Annotated in this window: 5 protein-coding genes; 4 read left to right on the top strand and 1 reads right to left on the bottom strand. The window is 57.5% G+C overall.

The genetic code is table 11. The features are described from left to right. Positions 1-693 (top strand): AAA family ATPase (locus QZ268_RS19825; protein ID WP_295455907.1); only part of this gene is annotated, 693 nt, incomplete at its 5' end. Positions 694-788: 95 nt separating this feature from the next. On the opposite strand, the gene QZ268_RS19820 is transcribed toward QZ268_RS19825, so the two are convergent. After that, positions 789-1235, bottom strand: a complete 447-nt coding sequence (locus tag QZ268_RS19820) for a DUF302 domain-containing protein (protein WP_295455905.1) — start codon at positions 1233-1235, stop codon at positions 789-791. Positions 1236-1354: 119 nt separating this feature from the next. Here QZ268_RS19820 and QZ268_RS19815 point away from each other — a divergent pair, with 119 nt between their 5' ends. The 3 genes from QZ268_RS19815 (at position 1355) to msrQ (ending at position 4607) form a co-directional block, all read left to right on the top strand. Further along, the gene (locus tag QZ268_RS19815; RefSeq protein ID WP_295455903.1) at positions 1355-2845 is read left to right on the top strand and encodes an FMN-binding glutamate synthase family protein; all 1491 of its coding nucleotides are present in this window, start codon (positions 1355-1357) and stop codon (positions 2843-2845) included. A 73-nt stretch (positions 2846-2918) separates the two neighbouring features. After that, positions 2919-3830, top strand: coding sequence for a protein-methionine-sulfoxide reductase catalytic subunit MsrP (msrP, locus tag QZ268_RS19810; RefSeq protein ID WP_295455901.1), 912 nt, complete (start codon positions 2919-2921; stop codon positions 3828-3830). A gap of 165 nt (positions 3831-3995) precedes the next feature. Then, positions 3996-4607, top strand: a complete 612-nt coding sequence (gene msrQ / locus QZ268_RS19805; RefSeq protein ID WP_295455899.1) for a protein-methionine-sulfoxide reductase heme-binding subunit MsrQ — start codon at positions 3996-3998, stop codon at positions 4605-4607. Positions 4608-4815: the final 208 nt, after the last annotated feature.

Below are 4815 nucleotides of genomic sequence, written 5' to 3'. Positions count from 1 at the left end.
GCGCGTCTAATTGGTGCGCCGCCGGGCTATGTGGGCTTTGAGGAAGGAGGCTACCTTACCGAAGCCGTTAGACGCCGGCCGTATGCATTATTGCTGCTGGACGAGGTGGAAAAAGCGCACCCGGATGTCTTTAACGTGCTGTTGCAGGTTCTGGACGACGGCATGCTCACCGATGGTCAGGGGCGCACGGTTGATTTTAAGCAGACGCTGATCATCCTGACCTCGAACCTTGGCGCCCAGGCGCTGAGCCAGTTGCCTGAAGGGGCGGATGCCTCGGATGCCAAACGGGACGTGATGGATGCAGTGCGGGCGCATTTCCGGCCAGAGTTCCTCAACCGTCTGGATGAGACCATCATCTTTGACCGTCTGGCGCGCAAGGATATGGACGGTATCGTTGATATCCAGATCGCCCGCCTGGCCAAACGTCTGGCCGCGCGCAAGATCACCCTGTCTTTGGACGAGGGCGCCAAGACCTGGCTGGCGGATGAAGGCTATGACCCGGTCTTTGGGGCGCGCCCGCTCAAGCGGGTGATCCAGCGCGCCTTGCAGAACGCCCTGGCGGAACTGCTGCTGAGCGGTGAAGTCAAAGACGGCGATACCATCCCCGTTTCGGCTGGTGGCGACGGGCTGATCATCGGCGATCGCCTTGGCACCACTGAGCGGCCAAAACCGGATGACGCCGTGGTGCACTGACACGCGGTTTTTACGCTGAACATGAGAAAGCCCGCCAGTTTTGGCGGGCTTTTGTTATTAGAGACCTGTGTTGGGGCAACGGGCTGCGGGTGAGGTTATTCCTCAATGGCTTCCTGCACGATCTCGTCCAACAGGGTCTGGATCACCTGCATCGCCCCCTCTGGGAAGCTGCGAAAACCCACGGTGACGCTGTCTTCGCCGGGGCGCTGGGCGACAAAGATGTCATAGGGGCAGAAGGTGATGTTCATCGGGTCGGCTTCCATCACCTGACGTGACAGTGTGGCGGAGCAGAAGGAATAGACGTCAGCCTGCTGAAACAGAACCACATCGGATCCAACATCGGCGCGGGTGCGCTCCAACATCTCGCCCACGTGGCTGATGTGGTCGACCACAAAGCCACGGTCGGTTATGGCGCTTTCCAGACCAAAGGTCACATCCCCATAGTCCAGCCCGGTGGTGTAGCTGACCATGTCGTCGGCTTGTGCTGGGGTGAACAACAGCGTGTTCATGGCAAAACTGGCGGCGACGGTGAAATATTTCATCTGACTTCTCCCAATGTGAACAGCAGTACCTTGCCCATTGTGGGCATCCCCCTCATTTTAGGGAGATAGAGACAGGCAGCACAGGGTCGCCTGTTGCATTTATATATAGGAGTTTTTGCATGGGTTTCGCGGCAAAGGCTATAGAGTTTCTTGCACTCGGATTTGTTTTCTTTCTTGGCGCTCTGGTGCTGGTGGGCTTGCTTTTGTTTGTTGTGGACCGGCTGCAGACCCAGGATGCGATCCGCAGGAACTACCCTGTTGTTGGTAGATTTCGCCATTTGTTCAGCACCATGGGAGAGTTTTTCCGGCAATATTTCTTTGCAATGGACCGGGAAGAGATGCCCTTTAATCGGGCCCAACGTGAATGGGTTGGCCGCGCCGCCGAAGGGGTGGGAAATACCGTTGCCTTTGGATCAACCCGCAACATTTCCGTGCCGGGCACCCCTATTTTTGTAAACGCGCCCTTTCCGCCGCTGGATGATCAATATGCCAGTACCGAACCCCTGTGTATTGGCGCAGATGCACGGGTGCCCTACATGGCGCCCTCTTTCTTTAATATCTCGGGCATGAGTTATGGCGCGCTGTCGCAGCCGGCGGTGCGGGCCCTGAGCCGGGGCGCACGCGAGGCCGGGGTTTGGTTGAACACCGGGGAGGGCGGGCTCAGCCCGTTTCACCTGGAGGGCGGCTGCGATATTGTCTTTCAGATTGGCACCGCCAAATATGGTGTGCGCAACCCCGAGGGTGGATTGAGCGACACCAAGCTGCGCGAGATTGCTGCCAACCCCACGGTGCGGATGTTTGAGCTGAAACTGTCCCAGGGGGCCAAACCGGGCAAAGGTGGTATCCTGCCGGCCGCAAAGGTCAGCGCCGAGATCGCCGCCATTCGCGGCATTGCCGAGGGGCAGGCCAGCATCTCGCCCAACCGGCACCCCGAGATGCGGGACTTTGATGATCTATTGGACATGATCTCTCATGTGCGGGAGGTGACGGGCAAACCGGTTGGCATCAAAACCGTGGTTGGCTCGGAAGTGGTGATGCGGGAAATGTTTATGGTGATTGCCTCGCGTCCCAAGGCAGCGCCGGATTTCATCACCATAGATGGTGGCGAAGGCGGCACCGGGGCGGCGCCGATGCCGCTGATTGATCTGGTGGGCATGTCGGTGCGCGAAGCCCTGCCGCTGGTCTGTAATCTGCGGGATGAATACGGCTTTCGCGATCGTATCCGGCTGATTTCCAGCGGCAAGCTGGTCAATCCTGGCGATGTGGCCTGGGCGCTGGCGGCGGGCGCGGATTTTGTCACTTCAGCGCGTGGTTTCATGTTTTCGCTGGGCTGTATTCAGGCGCTGAAATGCAACAAAAACACCTGCCCCACTGGCATTACCACCCATGATCCACGGTTTCAAAAAGGCCTGGTGGTCGAAGATAAATACAAACGCGTGGCGCGCTATGCCACCGAGATCATCCATGAGGTTGAAACCATCGCGCATTCGGTTGGGGTGACTGAACCGCGCAAGCTGCGCCGCCGTCATGTGCGCATCATGCAGGAGGATGGTCACTCTCGCCCGATGAATGAAATCATGCCAAGTTACAGTGCCGTCGCGCAGACGTGACAGGATATGTTTTGGCCTGCGCGGCGTGCTGGGTTAGGTCAGTTGGGACTGACACATTTTAGGAGACGCCCTCATGGCCCGTCGCTGGACCAATACTCTGACTGCCGCAGATGTGACGCCCAAAGCTACATTTATGAACCGCCGCCAGATCATGGCGGGGCTTGGCGGTATGGCGGGGCTGGCCGGGATTGGCGGGTTGCCAGGGCCAGCACAGGCTGAAACTCTGGAGCCAAACTCCTGGGAAGATGTGACCAACTATTGCAACTACTATGAGTTTGGCACCGGCAAAGGTGACCCTGCCAAATATGCCGGTCAGCTGACCACCACTCCCTGGAGCGTCAAGATTGACGGGATGGTGGAGCGCCCCGGCGACTATGATTTCCAGCAGATCCTGGGCGAGATGACCCTGGAAGAACGGATCTACCGCTTCCGCTGTGTCGAGGCCTGGTCGATGGTGGTGCCCTGGACCGGGTTTGAATTGGCCGACTTGCTGGCCCTGGCCGGTGTAAAGTCAGAGGCCAAATACGTGGCCTTTGAAACGCTCTATCGTCCCTCTGAAATGCCCGGCACCGCGTACCGGGTGCTGGATTGGCCGTACCGCGAAGGTCTGCGCCTGGATGAGGCCATGCACCCGCTGACCCTGATGGCGACCGGTATCTTTGGCAAAGACCTGCCAAACCAGAACGGCGCGCCTTTGCGATTGGTGGTGCCGTGGAAATACGGCTTCAAATCAATCAAATCCATTGTGCGGATTACCCTGACGGATAAAGAACCCCAGACCAGCTGGAACATGGCAAACGCGCGAGAGTACGGTTTCTACAGCAATGTGAACCCGGAGGTCTCGCATCCACGGTGGAGCCAGGCCTCTGAGCGTCGTCTGGGCGGCGGGTTGTTTGCCAGCCGTCAGGATACCCTGATGTTCAATGGCTACGGTGATGAGGTTGCATCACTGTATGAAGGAATGGATCTGGCCAAGTTCTTTTAGTCCTCCGCTCTGGTGCCCCGATTGGGCCCTGAGCGGCAGGACGCATTGTGGCGGGGCAGCGTATTTTGGGGTCTCCTCGCTGGAGGCCTCATCGCCACGTATTCAAGAGGGTGGAGTTGCCCGCGTTAAAACGCGCCAGAACGACGGATGAGGACGTTTCGCCAGATGATCGACGCCATAAATACTGCTCTGCGCAGAATTCCTACTTGGGTTCTGTATTTGCTTGGGTCTCTTTATCCTGTCTGGCTGCTCTATTTAGGAATGACCGGGGGGCTGGGGGCTGATCCGGTCAAGGCGTTGGAGCATGAGTTAGGAGAACGCGCCCTGCAGCTATTGATCTTGGGGTTGGCGGTCACGCCGTTGCGCCGCTTTGTCGGGGTGAATTTGATCAGGTTCCGTCGGGCGCTGGGCCTGCTGACCTTTACCTATGTGGCTCTGCATCTGCTGGTCTGGCTGCTGCTGGATGTGCAAATTGTCAGTCAGATCCTCGCTGACATTGCCAAGCGACCCTATATCACCATTGGCATGGCGGGTTTTGTTCTCATGGTGCCGCTTGCGCTCACCTCGAATGACGCCTCTGTCAAACGTCTTGGCCGCAAATGGAAACGTCTTCATCTGCTGACCTATCCCGCCGCTTTCCTGGGCGGCCTACACTACGTGATGCTGGCGAAAGGATTTCAGATCGAGCCCTTGATCTATTTGACGGTGATTGTGGTTTTGCTGGCGCTTCGTTTGTTTGGGTTTGTTGTCCGCAGTTTTGTTGTTTTGCGGGTTTAGCGGTTTTGGTTTGGATGTTTTGGAAGGGTGAGGGGGGCTGTTTGGTTCGCGGGCGTGGTTTTGATGTGTTGTCTTGGGTGAGTCTTGGCTGGGGCGTGTTGAGTGTTGTGGTTTGGGGCGGTGTTTGGGTGTTTGGTTTTGGATTGGCTGGGTGATTTTGGGATTAACCCCGTGATTTTGCGTTATTTTTGGGATTTTCCAAAAAAGA

It is taken from the genome of uncultured Pseudophaeobacter sp. (assembly GCA_905479575.1).
GTDB lineage: Bacteria > Pseudomonadota > Alphaproteobacteria > Rhodobacterales > Rhodobacteraceae > Pseudophaeobacter.
The sequence above is the reverse complement of the archived record's forward strand: the minus strand, read 5'-3'. Positions and strand labels throughout refer to the sequence as shown.

Bases quoted from the DNA above. Each gene is read 5' to 3' on its own strand.
- QZ268_RS19820 (WP_295455905.1), bottom strand. From the start codon at position 1,235: ATGAAATATTTCACCGTCGCCGCCAGTTTTGCCATGAACACGCTGTTG.
- QZ268_RS19815 (WP_295455903.1), top strand. From the start codon at position 1,355: ATGGGTTTCGCGGCAAAGGCTATAGAGTTTCTTGCACTCGGATTTGTT.
- msrP (WP_295455901.1), top strand. From the start codon at position 2,919: ATGGCCCGTCGCTGGACCAATACTCTGACTGCCGCAGATGTGACGCCC.
- msrQ (WP_295455899.1), top strand. From the start codon at position 3,996: ATGATCGACGCCATAAATACTGCTCTGCGCAGAATTCCTACTTGGGTT.